Annotated in this window: 15 protein-coding genes; 11 read left to right on the forward strand and 4 right to left on the reverse strand. The window is 53.5% G+C overall.

What is annotated here, in order from left to right; translation table 11 throughout:
- Positions 1 to 158: 158 nt before the first annotated feature.
- The 5 genes from dmsA to APT89_RS13870 all read left to right on the forward strand — a co-directional run bounded on the left by dmsA (position 159) and on the right by APT89_RS13870 (position 6,170).
- Complete coding sequence (gene dmsA / locus APT89_RS13850) at positions 159 to 2,603, forward strand: dimethylsulfoxide reductase subunit A (protein WP_060572717.1); 2,445 nt, start codon at positions 159 to 161, stop codon at positions 2,601 to 2,603.
- 10 nt (positions 2,604 to 2,613) lie between these two features.
- Positions 2,614 to 3,231, forward strand: a complete 618-nt coding sequence (locus tag APT89_RS13855) for a DMSO/selenate family reductase complex B subunit (RefSeq protein ID WP_014883208.1) — start codon at positions 2,614 to 2,616, stop codon at positions 3,229 to 3,231.
- Between the two features lies 1 nt (position 3,232).
- Positions 3,233 to 4,096, forward strand: a complete 864-nt coding sequence (locus APT89_RS13860; protein WP_028012560.1) for a dimethyl sulfoxide reductase anchor subunit family protein — start codon at positions 3,233 to 3,235, stop codon at positions 4,094 to 4,096.
- Between the two features lie 272 nt (positions 4,097 to 4,368).
- The gene (locus tag APT89_RS13865; RefSeq protein ID WP_060572718.1) at positions 4,369 to 5,517 is read left to right on the forward strand and encodes an MFS transporter; all 1,149 of its coding nucleotides are present in this window, start codon (positions 4,369 to 4,371) and stop codon (positions 5,515 to 5,517) included.
- A 122-nt stretch (positions 5,518 to 5,639) separates the two neighbouring features.
- Positions 5,640 to 6,170, forward strand: a complete 531-nt coding sequence (locus tag APT89_RS13870; RefSeq protein ID WP_047368209.1) for an anti-virulence regulator CigR family protein — start codon at positions 5,640 to 5,642, stop codon at positions 6,168 to 6,170.
- 36 nt (positions 6,171 to 6,206) lie between these two features.
- Here the strand turns inward: APT89_RS13870 and pflA are convergent, their stop codons facing one another.
- From pflA to ycaO, 4 genes are all read right to left on the reverse strand, one after another.
- On the reverse strand, positions 6,207 to 6,947 hold the full coding sequence (pflA, locus tag APT89_RS13875) for a pyruvate formate lyase 1-activating protein (RefSeq protein WP_028012563.1): 741 nt from the start codon (positions 6,945 to 6,947) through the stop codon (positions 6,207 to 6,209).
- Positions 6,948 to 7,150: 203 nt separating this feature from the next.
- Positions 7,151 to 9,433, reverse strand: a complete 2,283-nt coding sequence (gene pflB, locus APT89_RS13880) for a formate C-acetyltransferase (RefSeq protein ID WP_023338210.1) — start codon at positions 9,431 to 9,433, stop codon at positions 7,151 to 7,153.
- A 51-nt stretch (positions 9,434 to 9,484) separates the two neighbouring features.
- Positions 9,485 to 10,342, reverse strand: coding sequence for a formate transporter FocA (gene focA / locus APT89_RS24120; RefSeq protein WP_028012564.1), 858 nt, complete (start codon positions 10,340 to 10,342; stop codon positions 9,485 to 9,487).
- A gap of 406 nt (positions 10,343 to 10,748) precedes the next feature.
- On the reverse strand, positions 10,749 to 12,509 hold the full coding sequence (gene ycaO, locus APT89_RS13890; protein ID WP_032644855.1) for a 30S ribosomal protein S12 methylthiotransferase accessory factor YcaO: 1,761 nt from the start codon (positions 12,507 to 12,509) through the stop codon (positions 10,749 to 10,751).
- Positions 12,510 to 12,636: 127 nt separating this feature from the next.
- Between ycaO and APT89_RS13895 the strand changes: the two genes are divergently transcribed.
- From APT89_RS13895 to ihfB, 6 genes are all read left to right on the forward strand, one after another.
- Positions 12,637 to 13,329, forward strand: coding sequence for a DUF421 domain-containing protein (locus APT89_RS13895; protein WP_028012566.1), 693 nt, complete (start codon positions 12,637 to 12,639; stop codon positions 13,327 to 13,329).
- A gap of 162 nt (positions 13,330 to 13,491) precedes the next feature.
- The gene (gene serC / locus APT89_RS13900; protein ID WP_041910627.1) at positions 13,492 to 14,580 is read left to right on the forward strand and encodes a 3-phosphoserine/phosphohydroxythreonine transaminase; all 1,089 of its coding nucleotides are present in this window, start codon (positions 13,492 to 13,494) and stop codon (positions 14,578 to 14,580) included.
- A 69-nt stretch (positions 14,581 to 14,649) separates the two neighbouring features.
- Positions 14,650 to 15,933: a 3-phosphoshikimate 1-carboxyvinyltransferase gene (gene aroA / locus APT89_RS13905; protein ID WP_041910626.1), complete on the forward strand. Its 1,284-nt coding sequence runs from the start codon at positions 14,650 to 14,652 to the stop codon at positions 15,931 to 15,933.
- Positions 15,934 to 16,118: 185 nt separating this feature from the next.
- Positions 16,119 to 16,802, forward strand: coding sequence for a (d)CMP kinase (gene cmk, locus APT89_RS13910; protein ID WP_041910625.1), 684 nt, complete (start codon positions 16,119 to 16,121; stop codon positions 16,800 to 16,802).
- A gap of 111 nt (positions 16,803 to 16,913) precedes the next feature.
- Entirely contained in the window at positions 16,914 to 18,587 is a 1,674-nt protein-coding gene (gene rpsA / locus APT89_RS13915) for a 30S ribosomal protein S1 (protein ID WP_008499966.1), read from the forward strand.
- Between the two features lie 170 nt (positions 18,588 to 18,757).
- Complete coding sequence (gene ihfB / locus APT89_RS13920; protein WP_008499965.1) at positions 18,758 to 19,045, forward strand: integration host factor subunit beta; 288 nt, start codon at positions 18,758 to 18,760, stop codon at positions 19,043 to 19,045.
- The last annotated feature ends 117 nt before the right edge of the window (positions 19,046 to 19,162 follow it).

Raw genomic sequence — 19,162 nt, forward strand, 5'->3', positions numbered from 1 at the left:
ATTGACACGACGCAATACCCCCTCCCTCTAAAGTAGTAATACTCCTCCGAATGAAAGTCAGCATAAGACGCTGATAACGAAGAAATTCGTTATTTACAAAACTATATAGCGGTTCGTGCCGCCTCTTTTTTCTTTGTGAGCAACCAAAGTGAGTCTCTATGAAAATCAAAGCGCCTGAAGCGTTAATGGCTGCCGAGGTCACTCGCCGTGGGTTGATGAAAACCACGGCAATAGGCGGCCTGGCTGTAGCCAGCAGCGCCTTCACGCTCCCTTTTACCGGGCTGGCGTCGGCGGCGGACGCACTATCCGCAGCCGCAGCTCCGGAAAAAGTGGTGTGGAGTGCGTGTACCGTAAACTGCGGTAGCCGTTGTCCGCTGCGTATGCACGTGGTGGATGGCGAAATTAAGTATGTCGAAACCGACAACACCGGGGACGATAACTACGAAGGGTTACACCAGGTTCGCGCCTGCCTGCGGGGTCGCTCCATGCGTCGCCGCGTCTACAACCCGGATCGTCTGAAATACCCAATGAAGCGTGTCGGTAAGCGTGGGGAAGGGAAGTTTGAGCGCATTAGCTGGGACGAAGCCTACGACATTATCGCCACCAACATGCAGCGCCTGATCAAAGAGTACGGCAACGAGTCCATCTACCTGAACTATGGCACCGGGACGCTGGGCGGCACGCTGACCCGCTCCTGGCCACCGGGTAAAACGCTGGTCGCGCGTCTGATGAACTGCTGCGGCGGTTATCTCAACCACTACGGCGACTACTCTTCTGCACAGATTGCCGCAGGTCTGAACTATACCTACGGCGGCTGGGCCGACGGCAACAGCCCGTCCGATATCGAAAACAGTAAGCTGGTCGTCCTGTTCGGTAACAACCCGGGCGAAACCCGCATGAGCGGCGGCGGGGTGACGTACTACCTCGAACAGGCCCGCGCCAAATCTAATGCCCGCATGATCATTATCGATCCGCGCTATACCGACACCGGTGCCGGGCGCGAAGATGAGTGGATCCCCATTCGTCCTGGTACCGATGCGGCACTGGTTTCCGCGCTGGCGTGGGTGATGATTACTGAAAACCTCGTCGATCAGCCGTTCCTTGATAAATACTGCGTCGGTTATGACGAGAAAACGCTGCCAGCCAGTGCCCCTGCCAATGGTCACTACAAGGCATATATTCTCGGCCAGGGCAGCGACGGCGTAGCGAAAACGCCGGAGTGGGCCTCCACCATCACCGGTATTCCGGTCGAGCGCATTGTTCAGCTGGCGCGTGAGATTGGTTCCGCTAAACCGGCCTACATCAGCCAGGGCTGGGGACCGCAGCGTCATGCGAACGGTGAAATCGCCACCCGCGCTATCTCTATGCTTTCAATTCTGACCGGCAACGTCGGCGTTCATGGCGGTAACACCGGCGCGCGCGAAGGTTCTTATGAAGTGCCGTTTGAGCGGATGCCGACGCTGGATAACCCGGTTCAGACCAGCATCTCCATGTTTATGTGGACTGACGCGATCGAGCGCGGCCCGGAAATGACCGCGCTGCGCGACGGCGTTCGGGGCAAAGACAAGCTGGATGTGCCGATCAAGATGATCTGGAACTACGCCGGCAACTGCCTTATCAACCAGCACTCGGAAATCAACCGCACCCATGAAATTCTGCAGGACGACAAGAAGTGCGAGATGATTGTGGTGATCGACTGCCACATGACCTCCTCGGCAAAATATGCCGATATTCTGCTGCCGGACTGCACCGCGTCTGAGCAGATGGATTTCGCGCTGGACGCTTCCTGCGGCAACATGTCCTACGTGATCTTTACCGACCAGGCCATCAAGCCGCGCTTCGAGTGCAAAACCATCTATGAGATGACCTCCGAACTGGCGAAGCGATTAGGCGTCGAACAGCAGTTTACCGAAGGGCGTACTCAGGAAGGGTGGATGCGCCATCTGCACGAGCTCTCTCGTAAAGCAATTCCCGATCTGCCGGACTTCGACACCTTCCGCAAGCAGGGCATGTACAAGCAGCGTGACCCGGAAGGGCATCACGTGGCGTATAAAGCGTTCCGTGAAGATCCGCAGGCGAATCCGCTGACCACGCCGTCGGGCAAAATCGAAATTTACTCCGAAGCGCTGGCAAAAATCGCATCTACCTGGGAGCTGCCGGAAGGAGATGTTATCGATCCGCTGCCGATCTACACGCCGGGGTTCGAAAACTATAACGATCCGCTGACGGCGAAATTCCCTCTGCAGCTGACCGGTTTCCACTACAAGGCGCGCGTGCACTCCACCTACGGTAACGTTGACGTACTGAAGGCCGCCTGCCGCCAGGAGATGTGGATCAACCCGATGGATGCCAAAGCACGTGGTATCCGTAACGGGGATCGCGTGCGTATCTTTAACGGTCGCGGCGAGGTACACATTGAAGCCAAAGTGACACCGCGCATGATGCCTGGCGTAGTGGCACTGGGGGAAGGGGCCTGGTACAGCCCGGATGCCAACCGCATCGACCAGGCAGGCAGTATTAACGTCCTGACCACGCAGCGTCCGTCGCCGCTGGCGAAAGGCAACCCGTCTCACACAAACCTTGTCCAGGTTGAAAAGGTTTAAGGAGTAACCGATGACAACCCAGTATGGATTTTTCATTGATTCCAGCCGTTGCACCGGGTGCAAAACCTGCGAGCTGGCCTGTAAAGATTATAAAGATCTCACCCCGGACGTGAGCTTCCGCCGCATTTACGAATACGCCGGGGGCGACTGGCAGGAAGATAACGGCGTCTGGCATCAGAACGTCTTTGCCTATTACCTGTCGATTGCCTGTAACCACTGTGAAGATCCGGCCTGCACCAAGGTGTGCCCAAGCGGGGCGATGCACAAGCGGGAGGACGGTTTTGTGGTGGTGGATGAAGATGTCTGCATTGGCTGTCGCTACTGCCATATGGCGTGCCCGTACGGCGCGCCGCAGTACAACGCCGCCAAAGGACATATGACCAAGTGCGACGGCTGCCACAGCCGCGTAGCGGACGGCAAAAAGCCAATCTGCGTCGAGTCCTGCCCGCTGCGCGCGCTGGATTTTGGTCCGATAGAAGAGCTGCGTCAGAAACACGGTCAGCTTGCCGCTGTGGCACCGCTGCCGTCAGCGCACTTCACCAAGCCGAGTATTGTCATTAAACCTAACGCCAACAGCCGTCCGACGGGTGACACCACCGGCTACCTGGCAAATCCGAAGGAGGTGTGAGATGGGAAGTGGATGGCATGAATGGCCGCTGATGATCTTCACGGTCTTTGGGCAGTGCGTAGTGGGCGGCTTTATTGTTCTGGCGCTGGCGCTGTTAAAAGGGAACCTCAATGCCGAACAGCAGCAGCGTTTAGTGTTGAGCATGTTTGGCCTGTGGGTGCTGATGGGGATTGGATTTATCGCCTCTACGCTGCACCTGGGCTCACCGATGCGCGCGTTTAACTCCCTGAACCGCGTGGGGGCGTCGTCGCTCAGTAACGAAATTGCCAGCGGGGCAATCTTCTTTGCCGTCGGCGGGCTGGGGTGGCTGCTAGCTGCGTTGAAGAAATTGCCTGCGGGCCTGCGCAGCCTGTGGCTGATCGTCACCATGGTACTGGGCGTGGTGTTCGTGTGGATGATGGTGCGCGTCTATAACACCATCGATACCGTTCCAACCTGGTACAGCGTCTGGACGCCGATGAGCTTCTTCCTGACGATGTTTATCGGCGGGCCGCTGCTGGGCTACCTGCTGCTGCGCGTGGCGGGGGTAAACGGTTGGGCAATGCGTCTGCTGCCAGCCGTTTCGCTGCTGGCGTTGGTGGTGAGCGCGATGGTCGCCCTGATGCAGGGGGCCGAGCTGGCAACCATTCACAGCTCTATCCAGCAGGCTTCTGCGCTGGTGCCGGATTACGGTTCGCTGATGGCCTGGCGCGTGGTGTTGCTGGCAGCTGCGCTGGTGTGCTGGATCGGCCCTCAGCTTAAAGGTTATCAGCCTGCACTGCCGCTCCTGTCACTGGCTTTTGTGCTGGTGCTGGCAGGGGAGTTAATTGGTCGCGGTGTGTTTTACGGCCTGCATATGACGGTCGGTATGGCTATCGCCAGCTAATTTCATTTTTCGTTATAAAAAGCCGGGACATAGCGCCCGGCTTTTTTTTTCATTCATGAAATTTTTCGACTGTCGTTTTGTTTTAATTCCGGTCATTAATAAATAAAAACAGATACATAATTAATATCTATAGCAGGCGCTGCATTAGCAGGATAAGTTTTTTAAATCGACAGGGAACATATTGTGCGAGCCGGTTAAATCTGTGGATTGACTTTGTTTTTGCCAGTGGCATGATGCGCACGAAATCTGAACTTCCTCACGGTTTTTAATCCATGACCACCTATACCCGGCCAGTGCTCCTGTTGCTCTGTGGCCTGCTTCTGTTGACCCTGGCGATCGCCGTGTTAAACACGCTCGTCCCGCTGTGGCTCGCCCATGAAAACTTACCGACCTGGCAGGTGGGTATGGTCAGCTCGTCCTTTTTCACCGGGAACCTGTTGGGCACATTATTAACCGGTAGCCTGATTAAGCGTTTTGGCTTTAATCGCAGCTATTATCTGGCCTCGCTGATTTTCGCTGCCGGGTGCGCCGGTCTGGGTCTGATGGTGGGCTTCTGGAGCTGGATGGCATGGCGCTTTATCGCTGGCGTTGGCTGCGCAATGATTTGGGTGGTGGTTGAAAGTGCGCTGATGTGCAGCGGTACCTCCCGCAACCGCGGACGCCTGCTGGCGGCCTATATGATGGTTTACTACATTGGTACCGTGCTGGGTCAACTGATGGTCAGCAAGCTGCCAACCGATCTGATGAGCGTTCTGCCGTGGGTAACGGGCATGGTGCTGGCCGCGATCCTGCCGCTGCTCTTTACGCGCATTGTGAACCAGAACAGTGAACATCAGGAAGCAACGCACGTCTGGCCGATGCTGAGACTGCGTCAGGCGCGTCTGGGCGTAAACGGCTGCATTATTTCGGGAATTGTACTGGGCTCGCTCTATGGCCTGATGCCGCTTTACCTGAATCATCAGGGCGTCAGCGATTCCGGAATTGGTTTCTGGATGGCGGTGATGGTCAGTGCGGGTATTGTGGGGCAATGGCCGATTGGCCGCCTGGCAGACCGTTTTGGTCGTCTGCTGGTGCTGCGCGTTCAGGTCTTCGTGGTGATCATGGGATGCCTTGCGATGCTCAGCAACGCCGCGATGGCGCCTGCACTGTTTATTCTCGGGGCCGCAGGATTCACGCTTTACCCGGTCGCGATGGCGTGGGCCTGTGAGAAAGTAGAACATCACCAGCTTGTGGCAATGAACCAGGCGCTATTATTAAGCTATACCATCGGTAGCCTGCTGGGACCGACATTTACCGCGATGCTGATGCAGAATTATTCCGACAATTTGCTGTTTATTATGATTGCCAGCGTGTCGTTTATTTATCTCCTGATGCTGCTGCGCAAAGCGGGCGAGCATCCAACCCCTGTGGCGCACGCCTGATTAAATAAAAGCCTGTCGATGACAGGCTTTTTTGTCCCTGTCACATATAAGACTTTTACGCATTGTTTGTTTTCTCCGCCTGGCGATAATTCAAATGAGTTCTACCACAAAAGGCAACAATCATGTCTATACGTCGTTTTTCCACTACCGCACTTGCCGTAGTGTTGTCTTTAACGTTTGCAACGGCTCCGGTCATGGCTAATCCTGGAAACGGGAATGGCGGTGGTCATGGAAACAGTGGCGGACAAGGTAATGGCGGCAATCATGGTAACGGGAATTCTGGTAATTCCGGTAACCATGGTAATAAGCAAAATAGCGGAAAGGAAAACCCTGGAAAATCGGATAAGAGCTTCAAAAACAGCAAAGATGTCGGTAATGACGTCGACGCTCGCGTGAGCTTCGATCATGCCCGCCACCTGGCATTGAATTATGGCTTAACGGGCTATGAGTCTCTGCCTCCGGGGATTGCGAAAAACCTCGCACGCGGTAAACCGCTTCCTCCGGGCATTGCGAAGAAGACCGTACCAGCCTCTATGCTCGGCCAGCTTCCTTCCTACCCGGGCTATGAATGGCGCGTGGTCGGGGACGACCTGGTCTTAATTGCGCTGAGTACGGCGATTGTGACCTCCGTAATTAACGGCGTCTTTAAATAGAATATAAAAAGGCCCGGTTCTTACCGGGCCTTCTCTTTAATACATGACCTTGTGGCCGTACTGCTCAAGAATACCTTTCACGCGTTCCATCGTCTCTTTTTTCGGCGGCTTCACGCCATCAAGCTTGTACTCTTCGCCCATCGCCACCCATTTATGTTTACCCAGTTCGTGATAGGGCAGAAGCTCAATTTTCTCGACGTTGCCCATGTCGCGGGTAAATTCACCCAGGCGATGTGCGGAGTCATCGTCATCTGACCAGCCGGGAACAACAACGTAGCGGATCCAGGTTTTGATGCCTTTATCGGCGATGTATTTGGCAAACTCCAGCGTACGGTGGTTAGAAACGCCAACCAGATTCTGGTGGATCTCATCGTTCATCTGTTTGAGATCGAGCATCACCAGATCGGTCACGTCGAGCAGTTCATCAATGACCGGATCGTAGCGGCGCACAAAGCCGTTGGTGTCGAGACAGGTATGAATGCCTTCTTTATGGCAGGCGCGGAACCAGTCGCGGACAAACTCAGCCTGAAGAATAGCTTCACCGCCGGACGCGGTCACGCCACCGCCGGATGCGTTCATAAAGTGGCGGTAGGTCACCACCTCTTTCATCAGATCTTCCACGGTGACTTCTTTACCGCCGTGCGTGTCCCAGGTGTCGCGGTTATGGCAGTACAGGCAGCGCATCAGGCAGCCCTGGAAAAAGGTAATAAAGCGGATCCCCGGGCCATCGACGGTGCCACAGGATTCAAAGGAGTGAATGCGACCAATAGTTGACATTGCGGTGATATCTCCGAATTTGGCCCATCCGGGGGCCTGTGTAGTTGCACAGCTCAAAGGCTATGTCGAGTCTGTTTTGGCTGTTATCCATAAAGTATAGATAGCGGACAAAAGAGACTGGTGAAGCGAGGGTGTTAAAAAGGCCCCACTTGCGTGGAGCCTTTATTGTACGCTTTTTAACGCGTGATTTCAGTCAATTCCACTTACATGGACTGAGTGAAAGTACGGGTGATAACGTCCTGCTGCTGTTCTTTCGTCAGGGAGTTAAAACGTACTGCGTAGCCAGATACGCGGATGGTCAGCTGAGGATATTTCTCAGGATGTTCCATCGCGTCGAGCAGCATTTCACGGTTCATTACGTTCACGTTCAGGTGCTGACCACCTTCGATGGACGCTTCGTGGTGGAAGTAACCATCCATCAGACCCGCGAGGTTAGTTTTACGCACTTCGTCGTCTTTACCCAGCGCGTTTGGCACGATAGAGAAGGTGTAAGAGATACCATCTTTCGCGTAAGCAAACGGCAGTTTAGCAACGGAGGTCAGAGAAGCTACAGCACCTTTCTGGTCACGACCGTGCATTGGGTTAGCACCTGGGCCAAATGGCGCGCCAGCACGACGACCGTCTGGGGTGTTACCGGTTTTCTTACCATACACAACGTTAGAGGTGATGGTCAGAACAGACTGAGTCGGGATAGCGTTACGGTAGGTAGTGAGTTTCTGAATTTTCTTCATGAAACGTTCTACCAGGTCAACCGCCATGTCATCAACGCGAGCGTCGTTGTTACCAAACTGCGGGTATTCGCCTTCGATTTCGAAGTCTACGGCCAGACCGTCTTCGTCACGAATTGGTTTAACTTTCGCGTATTTGATTGCAGACAGGGAGTCAGCCGCAACGGACAGACCTGCGATACCACACGCCATGGTGCGGATAACGTCACGGTCGTGCAGCGCCATCAGAGAGGCTTCGTAGCTGTACTTGTCGTGCATGTAGTGGATAACGTTCAGCGCGGTCACGTACTGCTTAGCCAGCCAGTCCATGAAGTGGTCCATGCGCTCCATGACTTCGTCATAGTTCAGCACGTCGCCTTTGATTGGCTCAGACTTAGGACCAACCTGCATTTTCAGTTTTTCATCAACGCCGCCGTTGATAGCGTATAGCATGGTTTTCGCCAGGTTTGCACGCGCACCGAAGAACTGCATTTGTTTACCAACAACCATTGGGCTCACGCAGCAAGCGATAGCGTAGTCGTCGTTGTTGAAGTCCGGACGCATCAGGTCATCGTTCTCGTACTGCAGAGAAGAGGTGTCGATGGACACTTTAGCGGCGAATTTCTTGAAGTTCAGAGGCAGTTTTTCAGACCACAGAACGGTGATGTTTGGCTCCGGAGAAGGACCCATGGTGTACAGGGTGTTCAGGAAGCGGAAGCTGTTTTTGGTAACCAGCGTACGGCCATCTACGCCCATACCGCCGATTGATTCGGTTGCCCAGATTGGGTCACCAGAGAACAGTTCATCATATTCTGGGGTACGCAGGAAGCGAACCATACGCAGTTTCATGACCAGGTGGTCAATCATTTCCTGAGCGTCTTGCTCGGTGATTTTGCCTGCTTTCAGGTCACGTTCGATGTACGCATCCAGGAAGGTGGATACGCGGCCGAAGGACATTGCTGCACCGTTCTGAGACTTAACAGCGGCCAGGTAGCCGAAGTAGGTCCACTGAATAGCTTCCTGAGCGTTGGTCGCAGGACCAGAGATATCACAGCCGTATTTAGCCGCCATCTCTTTGATCTGACCCAGCGCGCGGTGCTGTTCAGCAATTTCTTCACGCAGACGGATAGTCGCTTCCAGGTTTACGCCGTTTTCCAGGTCAGACTGCAGGGAAACGAACTGCGCGTATTTGTCTTTCATCAGGAAGTCGATACCGTACAGCGCAACGCGACGGTAGTCACCGATGATACGGCCACGGCCATAGGCATCTGGCAGACCAGTCAGAACGCCAGATTTACGGCAGTTCAGAATGTCTTTGGTATAAACATCGAATACGCCCTGGTTATGGGTTTTGCGGTATTCGGTGAAGATTTTTTTCAGCATTGGGTCCAGCTCGCGGTTATACGCTTTGCAGGAACCTTCAACCATTTTGATACCACCGAACGGGATGATGGCGCGTTTCAGTGGTGCTTCAGTCTGCAGACCAACAATTTTCTCAAGGGCTTTGTTGATGTAGCCAGCATCGTGAGAAGTGATGGTGGATGCAACGGAGGTGTCAAAATCAACTGGCGCGTGAGTGCGGTTTTCCAGTTTAACGCCTTCCATTACGCTGTCCCACAGCTTGGTGGTCGCGTCAGTTGCGCCAGCCAGGAAGGATTCGTCACCTTCATACGGGGTATAGTTTTTCTGAATGAAGTCACGGACGTTGACTTCATTCTGCCAGTCACCTTTCGCAAAACCTTCCCAGGCTGTGGCTAACTTTTCATTAAGCTCGGACATGTAACACCTACCTTCTTAAGTGGATTTTTTATTTACTGCCTGAGACAACCATTAATGATGGTCGCCGCCACGCAGGTAAATGACCCAGTATGTCAACCCAACTAACAGACCCCCACCGATAATGTTCCCGATAGTGACGGGGATCAGGTTATCAGTAATGAAATTCATAATAGTCAGGTGAGAGAAACTTTCCGGGGATGAACCAACTGCGGTCCAGAACTCCGGGCTTGCAAAGTTGCGGATAACAATCCCCATCGGGATCATGAACATATTCGCAATACTGTGCTCGAAGCCGCTGGCAACAAACATCGCAACCGGCAGAACCATAATCATGGCTTTATCCATCAGGCTACGGCCAGAGTAGCTCATCCAGACCGCCAGGCAGACCATCAGGTTTGCGAGGATGCCGAGAGCAACGGCTTCGATAAATGTGTGATGCATTTTGTGGTCAGCGGTTTGCAGGACATTAAGCCCCCAGCCACCGTTGGCGGTCATATACTCGCCAGAGAGCCACATCAACAGAACAAAGAGCAGACAGCCAATCAGGTTACCAACGTAGACGTTAAGCCAGTTGCGCGCCAGTTGACCCCAGGTAATTCTTCCGCTGGCTTTCGCCACAACAATCAGCACCGTTGAGGTGAAGAGGTCGGCGCCGCAAATGACGCAGAGAATCAGACCCAGTGAGAAGCAAATGCCGCCAATCAGTTTGGCCATGCCGAAAGGCATTCCGGCAGTACCGGTGGTGGCGGTGATGTAGAAGACGAAAGCGATAGAGATGAACACACCTGCAGTGATCGCCAGATAGAACGTCTTCATCGGGTGTTTCGTTGCTTTATAGACACCCGCTTCTTCGGCAACTTTTGCCATCGCGGCGGGGAGTAAAAGATCAAAAGGGTTGTCAGCTTTCACACTAACTCTCTCTTTATTAAGTCGGCGACGAGATACTAACAAAGCATTATAGAAGAGAAATTGATATAGATCATATCTCGCCTGGCTTATAGGCCCGCAGTATGTATGGTTTCACAGCAAATGCGGAGTAAGTATTTGATTATCCGTATAAAAATAAATTTTAAAAGTTATGAAAAGAGTTGAATTTTTTCGTTCGGCCCCCTTCGAAACAGTTAATTAATATGGAGTAATTACCATAAAAAGTAACAATAAAGCCCAGGCAAATATTATTATATTTACCCGTGTTTAACTTTATTATTACAATCAACAATCATTGCCGAAGAGAATAAAAAACGGGGCAATGAAATTGCCCCGTAATATAGCCCAGACGATTGAATACGCCTACTGCCGTTAATGTTATATGCGCTTATTTTGACCAGTAAGCGGCTTTTGCTTTCTGCAGTTTTTCATAGGCCTTCAGCAGAGACTGATGCGCCGGGAAGGCTTTCAGATCGCTGTCAACCGCCTGCAGACCGTAGAACGGCTCTTCACCGCTCAGCGCCGCGCTGGCGGCTTCAACCGCTTCAGCACCGTACATACGTACGAAAGCGTTCAGGTACTGCAGTGGCTCGCGATCGTCTTCCTGCGCAAGCAGCAGCAGGGTTTGCAGGCAGCGGTAATAGTTGGTGCGCTCGGCGGAGAAGACCGACTGGTTAAACTCCATGGTCCATTCTGTCCAGGCCAGAGCCTGATCCAGATCGCCGCCCGCGAGGGCCAGCATCGCTTTCAGTTCACCGATGCGCAGCGTGTACCAGCCGTTGTCTTTCCCGGTCGCCAGACCCAGCAGCTCGCGCACGCGGGTAAAGTCATCGTGGCCTTCATCGTCCAGCTGGGCTATCAGGTTGAGATAATCTTCTTTTTCCCACTCGCTGCCCGGCAGGGAGAGTAGGGTTTCACGCAGGTGCGCGCCCATGCTGTTGTTTGCGAGCCACAGATCTTCCGCCGGATAGATATCAGACATGCCAGGCACGATGATGCGGCACGCGTAAACGCCCAGGTGCTCGTAATCGGCAATGTACACTTCCTGGTCTTCCGCGTTAAAGATCGCCATCAGCGTCGCGAACTCTTCTTCCGTGGTACCGGCAAAGCTCCAGTCCACGAACGGATAGTCCGCGTCCTGCTTGAACATATCCCAGGAGATCAAACCGCTGGAGTCGATGAAGTGGGTTTCGAGGTTGGTGTGCTCGGCCACTTCTTCATCGTCAAACGTTGGCGGGGTGAATACGTCGAGATCTTTCAGGCTACGGCCCTGCAGCAGCTCGGTCACGGTACGCTCCAGCGCCACGCCGAAGTCAGGATGCGCGCCGAAGGAGGCGAAGCAGGTTCCGTTAGTCGGGTTAAACAGCACGACGCAGATAACCGGATATTTACCGCCCAGCGAGCCGTCATATGCAAAGATTGGGAAACCTTCGGCTTCCAGTTTGGCGATGGATTCCACCACCCCCGGGTAGCGCGCCAGCACGTCTGCCGGAATTTCAGGCAGGCTGATGGATTCGGCGATAATGCGGTTTTTGATATGACGCTCGAAGACTTCAGAGAGACCCTGCACGCGCGCTTCATTGCGGGTGTTACCGGCGGACATACCGTTGGACACATACAGGTTGCCGACGATGTTCATCGGAATATACACGGTTTGCTCGTCAGACTGACGGGTGAACGGCAGGGCGCAGATCCCACGCTCTTCATTCCCAGACTGCAGATCGATCAGCATGCTGGCGGTCAGTTCGTTTTCCGGATCGTAGAAGGCACGCAGACGGGCATCCAGAATGCCTTCCGGCAGTTCATCGTCTTCGGTCAGCGGGAACCATTTTTCGTTCGGATAGTGAACGAACGGGCCGTTGGCAATGGTTTCACCCAGCCAGAAGTCGGCGAAGAAGTAGTTGGTGGACAGACGCTCAAAATACTCACCCAGCGCAGAGGCCAGTGCCGCTTTTTTTGTCGCACCTTTACCGTTGGTAAAGCAGAGCGCGCAGTCTTTGTCGCGAATGTGCACGGACCAGACGTGAGGCACCGGGTTCAGCCAGGAGGCTTCTTCGATGTTAAAGCCCAGGTCGGTCAGTTTCTGCTGGAAGCGAGCGATGGAATCTTCCAGAGCGGCGTCTTTGCCGGGGATAAACGTTTGAGTCATGGCGTTCACTTTTATCGTACGTAAAGCGCGCAATGATACGGGTTTTGCGTGACGGGTGCTATCTCCGGCGAAAATAAATGGCTGGGCTATGCTTAGTAGCAGTAACTGACTGTTAAGGCATAGAAAAATGAAAGCATTTGATCTCCAGCGGATGGCGTTTGATAAAGTTCCACCTGAATTTCTGGGCGAAGTGGCGCTGCGCAGCCTGTATACCTTCGTACTCGTCTTCCTGTTTCTCAAAATTACCGGCCGTCGTGGCGTTCGTCAGATGTCGCTGTTTGAAGTGCTGATCATCCTGACGCTGGGCTCGGCGGCGGGGGACGTCGCGTTTTATGACGACGTGCCGATGGTGCCGGTGTTTATCGTTTTTGTTTCCCTCGCCTTGCTTTACCGGCTGGTGATGTGGCTGATGTCAAAAAGTGAAAAGCTGGAAGATCTGCTTGAAGGGAAACCGGTCGTTATTGTCGAGGACGGTCAGCTGGCCTGGGAAAATGTGCAAAGCGCCAATATGACCGAGTTTGAGTTCTTTATGGAGCTGCGCCTGAATAGCGTTGAACAGCTCGGACAGGTGCGGCTGGCGATCATGGAAACCAATGGGCAAATCAGCGTCTATTACTATGCTGACGACGACGTTAAGCCCGGCCTGTGTATCCTGCCGGATATGTTAGTAGAACGGTTCAGGGTGATACCTGAAACCGGGGAGTATGCATGTATAAAATGTAGTCATGTTGTGGGGATGCATGCAGGCGATCATCAATTATGCCCTCGTTGTGCAAATCCGGAATGGACAAAGGTTAGCCGGGCTAAACGCCTCGTCTGACAGCGATTTTGTCGGTTTTGTGACGACGAGGCGGCAGATTGTTTTGTGTGACGAAGGGCACATTTCCCCGGTCATAAGTTTTAGACATTGCGGCGCGTGTCACTGAATGATAAAACCGATATCCACAGTTATAACTTATGGCTTTTAGCGTGGTGAGGGGAAATGGCTCAAGTCTTTAATTTCAGTTCAGGTCCGGCAATGTTACCGGCAGACGTGCTCAAACAGGCTCAACAGGAGCTGTGTGACTGGAACGGTCTGGGTACGTCGGTGATGGAAATCAGCCACCGTGGTAAAGCGTTTATTCAGGTGGCGGAAGAGGCAGAAAAGGATTTTCGCGATCTGCTGAACATTCCCTCGAACTACAAAGTATTGTTCTGTCACGGCGGTGGACGCGGCCAGTTTGCGGGCATCCCGCTCAATCTGCTGGGCGACAAAACCACCGCTGATTACGTCGATGCCGGCTACTGGGCAGCCAGTGCGGTAAAAGAAGCGCACAAATACTGCACGCCGAACGTTATCGACGCCAAAGTGACCGTTGACGGTCTGCGCGCCGTGAAGCCGATGAGCGAGTGGCAGCTGTCTGACAACGCCGCGTATCTCCACTACTGCCCGAACGAAACCATCGACGGCATCGCCATTCACGAAGAGCCAGACTTTGGCGACAATGTCATTGTGACGGCGGACTTCTCTTCAACCATTCTGTCCACTCCGCTGGACGTCAGTCGCTACGGCGTCATTTACGCAGGTGCTCAGAAAAACATCGGTCCTGCTGGGCTGACTATTGTCATCGTCCGTGAAGACCTGCTGGGGAAAGCCCATAAGTCCTGCCCGTCAATCCTGGATTACACCGTCCTGAATGACAACGACTCCATGTTCAACACCCCACCTACGTTTGCCTGGTATCTCTCCGGCCTGGTCTTCAAATGGCTGAAGCAAAACGGCGGCGTGGCGCAGATGGACAAGATCAATCAGCAGAAAGCCGAACTGCTGTATGGCGTGATCGACAAGAGTGATTTCTACCGCAACGATGTGGCGAAAGCTAACCGTTCCCGCATGAACGTGCCGTTCCAGCTGGCGGACAGCAACCTGGACAAAGTGTTCCTGGAAGAGTCCTTCGCCGCAGGTCTGCATGCGCTCAAAGGTCACCGTGTCGTGGGCGGCATGCGTGCCTCCATTTATAACGCCATGCCGCTGGAAGGCGTTAAAGCCCTGACCGATTTCATGATCGACTTCGAACGTCGTCACGGTTAATTTGCTGTTTTTCACCCCCGCAGCGTCCCTGCGGGGTTTTTATTATGTTGAGTTGAGAGTTTAGTTTTCATGGAATCCCTGACGTTACAACCTATCGCGCGGGTAGATGGCACCATCAATCTGCCTGGTTCAAAAAGTGTCTCGAACCGCGCTCTGCTGCTGGCAGCTCTGGCAAACGGCACCACCGTCCTCACCAACCTGCTGGACAGCGATGACGTGCGCCATATGCTCAATGCGCTGAAAGCGTTGGGCGTTCATTACACACTCTCTGACGATCGCACCCGCTGCGAAGTGACCGGCAACGGCGGCGCGCTGCGGGCGAGTGAAGAGCTTGAGCTGTTTCTGGGTAACGCGGGTACCGCGATGCGTCCGCTGGCGGCGGCCCTGTGCCTCGGGAGCAATAACATCGTGCTGACCGGCGAGCCGCGCATGAAGGAGCGTCCGATCGGCCATCTGGTAGATGCCCTGCGTCAGGGCGGCGCGCAGATTGAGTATCTGGAGCAGGAAAATTACCCGCCACTGCGTCTGCGCGGGGGCTTTACCGGCGGTACCGTCGAGGTTGACGGCAGCGTCTCCAGCCAGTTCCTGACGGCGCTACTGATGACCGCGCCGCTGGCCCCGCAGGATACGGTTATCACGATTAAAGGTGAGCTGGTCTCCAAACCGTATATTGATATTACGCTGCATCTGATGAAAACCTTCGGCGTTGAGGTTGAAAACCAGTCTTATCAGCGCTTTGTCGTGCGTGGGGCGCAGCAGTACCAGTCGCCGGGCAACTACCTGGTTGAAGGCGATGCTTCATCCGCGTCCTATTTCCTTGCCGCTGGCGCGATTAAAGGCGGTACGGTAAAAGTGACCGGCATTGGCCGCAACAGCGTGCAGGGCGATATTCGTTTTGCTGACGTGCTGGAAAAAATGGGCGCGGTTGTCACCTGGGGGGATGATTTCATCTCCTGTACCCACGGTGAGCTGAACGCCATCGACATGGACATGAACCATATCCCGGATGCGGCGATGACCATTGCCACGGCGGCGCTGTTTGCCAAAGGCACCACCACGCTGCGCAACATCTATAACTGGCGCGTAAAAGAGACGGACCGCCTGTTCGCGATGGCAACCGAGTTGCGTAAAGTCGGCGCTGAGGTAGAAGAGGGCGAAGATTACATTCGCGTCACGCCGCCGGCAAAACTGAACTTTGCTGAAATCGGGACCTATAACGATCACCGTATGGCGATGTGTTTTTCGCTGGTGGCGCTGTCCGATACCCCTGTGACCATTCTCGATCCGAAATGTACGGCGAAAACCTTCCCGGACTATTTCGAACAGCTGGCGCGCATTAGCACCCTGGCATGATGAAGTCTTGCCGCATCACCTGATGCGGCATTTCCTTACGCTTCCTGACGATCTTTCCCGCTCATTTCTTCTACACTCTGCTTCTATCATTCCGTAATTTGCACGCAAAGGTAACAGTTGCGCACGTTGGCGCGTATAATGCGCGGCGTTCATGTTAACGGTATGCCTTATTTAAGGAGAAAAAGATGACGGCAGTTGCCCCGGTAATCACCATTGATGGGCCGAGTGGCGCAGGGAAAGGTACTCTGTGCAAAGCGATGGCGGAAGCATTGCAATGGCATCTTTTAGATTCGGGAGCAATCTATCGCGTGCTGGCGCTGGCTGCGCTGCATCATCACGTGGATGTCGCCTCTGAAGAAGCGCTGGTACCGCTGGCTGCGCATCTGGATGTGCGTTTTGTTTCTACCAATGGCAACCTGGAAGTGATCCTGGAAGGGGAAGACGTGAGCGGCGAAATCCGTACGCAGGAAGTTGCTAATGCGGCCTCCCAGGTGGCGGCTTTCCCACGCGTTCGCGAGGCGCTGCTGCGTCGCCAGCGAGCGTTTCGTGAAGCCCCGGGTCTGATCGCTGATGGACGCGACATGGGAACCGTGGTCTTCCCTGATGCGCCAGTAAAAATCTTCCTTGACGCCTCTTCGGAAGAACGTGCTCAACGCCGTATGCTTCAGTTGCAGGAAAAGGGGTTTAGTGTTAACTTTGAACGCCTTTTATCCGAGATAAAAGAGCGCGATGACCGCGATCGTAACCGCGCCGTCGCACCGCTTGTTCCTGCAGAAGATGCATTAGTTCTGGATTCAACCAGTTTAACTATTGAGCAAGTGATTGAAAAAGCGCTACAATATGCGCGCCAAAAACTGGCACTCGCGTAATCGCGACCGATTTAGCAGTACCCCCGCTGCAATGGATTGACGGCGGGTATGTGAAACAACCCCATCCGGCACGGAGCCAGGTGGACGTTAATATTAACCTGAAGATTAAACATGACTGAATCTTTTGCTCAACTGTTTGAAGAATCCTTAAAAGAAATCGAAACCCGTCCGGGTTCCATCGTTCGCGGTGTTGTTGTTGCTATCGACAAAGACGTAGTACTGGTTGACGCCGGTCTGAAATCTGAGTCCGCCATTCCGGCTGAGCAGTTCAAAAACGCCCAGGGCGAGCTGGAAATCCAGGTTGGTGACGAAGTTGACGTTGCTCTGGACGCAGTAGAAGACGGCTTCGGCGAAACCCTGCTGTCTCGTGAGAAAGCTAAACGTCACGAAGCATGGATCACGCTGGAGAAAGCTTACGAAGAAGCTGAAACTGTGGTCGGTGTTATCAACGGCAAAGTTAAAGGTGGCTTCACTGTTGAGCTGAATGGTATTCGTGCGTTCCTGCCAGGTTCACTGGTAGACGTTCGTCCAGTCCGTGACACCCTGCACCTCGAAGGCAAAGAGCTTGAGTTCAAAGTAATCAAGCTGGACCAGAAGCGTAACAACGTTGTTGTTTCCCGTCGTGCCGTTATCGAATCCGAAAACAGCGCAGAACGCGATCAGCTGCTGGAAAACCTGCAGGAAGGCATGGAAGTCAAAGGTATCGTTAAGAACCTCACTGACTACGGCGCATTCGTTGACCTGGGCGGCGTTGATGGCCTGCTGCACATCACCGACATGGCGTGGAAACGCGTTAAGCACCCAAGCGAAATCGTGAACGTGGGCGACGAAATCACTGTTAAAGTGCTGAAGTTCGACCGCGAGCGTACTCGTGTATCCCTCGGCCTGAAACAGCTGGGCGAAGATCCATGGGTAGCTATCGCTAAGCGTTACCCAGAAGGTACTAAACTGACTGGTCGCGTAACCAACCTGACCGACTACGGCTGCTTCGTTGAAATCGAAGAAGGCGTTGAAGGCCTGGTGCACGTTTCCGAAATGGACTGGACCAACAAAAACATCCACCCATCCAAAGTTGTTAACGTTGGTGATGTAGTGGAAGTGATGGTTCTGGATATCGACGAAGAACGTCGTCGTATCTCCCTGGGCCTGAAGCAGTGCAAAAACAACCCATGGCAGCAGTTCGCGGAAACCCACAACAAGGGCGACCGTGTTGAAGGTAAAATCAAGTCTATCACTGACTTCGGTATCTTCATCGGCCTGGACGGCGGCATCGATGGCCTGGTTCACCTGTCTGACATCTCCTGGAACGTTGCAGGCGAAGAAGCAGTTCGTGAATACAAAAAAGGCGACGAAATCGCTGCAGTTGTTCTGCAGGTTGACGCAGAGCGTGAGCGTATCTCCCTGGGCGTTAAACAGCTCGCAGAAGATCCGTTCAACAACTGGGTTGCACTGAACAAGAAAGGCGCAATCGTAAACGGTAAAGTGACTGCAGTTGACGCTAAAGGCGCAACCGTAGAACTGGCTGACGGCGTTGAAGGTTACCTGCGCGCTTCTGAAGCTTCACGTGACCGCGTTGAAGATGCCACTCTGGTTCTGAACGTAGGCGACGACGTTGAAGCTAAGTTCACCGGTGTTGACCGTAAGAACCGTGCAATCAGCCTGTCTGTTCGTGCTAAAGACGAAGCTGATGAGAAAGATGCAATCGCAACTGTTAACAAACAGGAAGATGCAAACTTCTCTAACAACGCAATGGCTGAAGCTTTCAAAGCAGCTAAAGGCGAGTAATATCAGGTTCTCAGCATCATTTGAGCTGTAACGCATTTACAGCGCGAAGGATGAGGAGCAGACTTGACAGATTGCAGGATTCGTCCTGTAATCAATAACAAAGGGCGGCTACGGCCGCCCTTGTTTAATGAGCTGTTCAGCTAATTGGTTTGAAAGGAACCGGAGGAATCATGACCAAGTCAGAATTGATTGAAAGACTTGCCAGTCAGCAACCGCATATCCCTGCCAAGGCAGTGGAAGATGCCGTAAAAGAGATGCTGGAGCATATGGCCTCCACTCTTGCCCAGGGCGAGCGCATTGAAATCCGCGGTTTCGGTAGTTTTTCTCTGCACTATCGTGCTCCACGTACCGGGCGTAACCCGAAAACTGGTGATAAAGTCGAGCTGGAAGGGAAGTACGTTCCACACTTTAAGCCGGGTAAAGAACTGCGCGATCGCGCCAATATTTACGGCAACTGAGTTTAGCCAGCCGGTTAAACTGGGTTCGAAAGAAAGCACCTGCGGGTGCTTTTTTTGTCTCCGTCACTTTCATTCTGAAGGTGTCTCGCATTTTAAGTTGCGTTTTCTGCAACGCGC

Source organism: Enterobacter sp. 50588862 (assembly GCF_001462935.1).
GTDB classification, from domain to species: Bacteria; Pseudomonadota; Gammaproteobacteria; order Enterobacterales; family Enterobacteriaceae; genus Enterobacter; species Enterobacter bugandensis.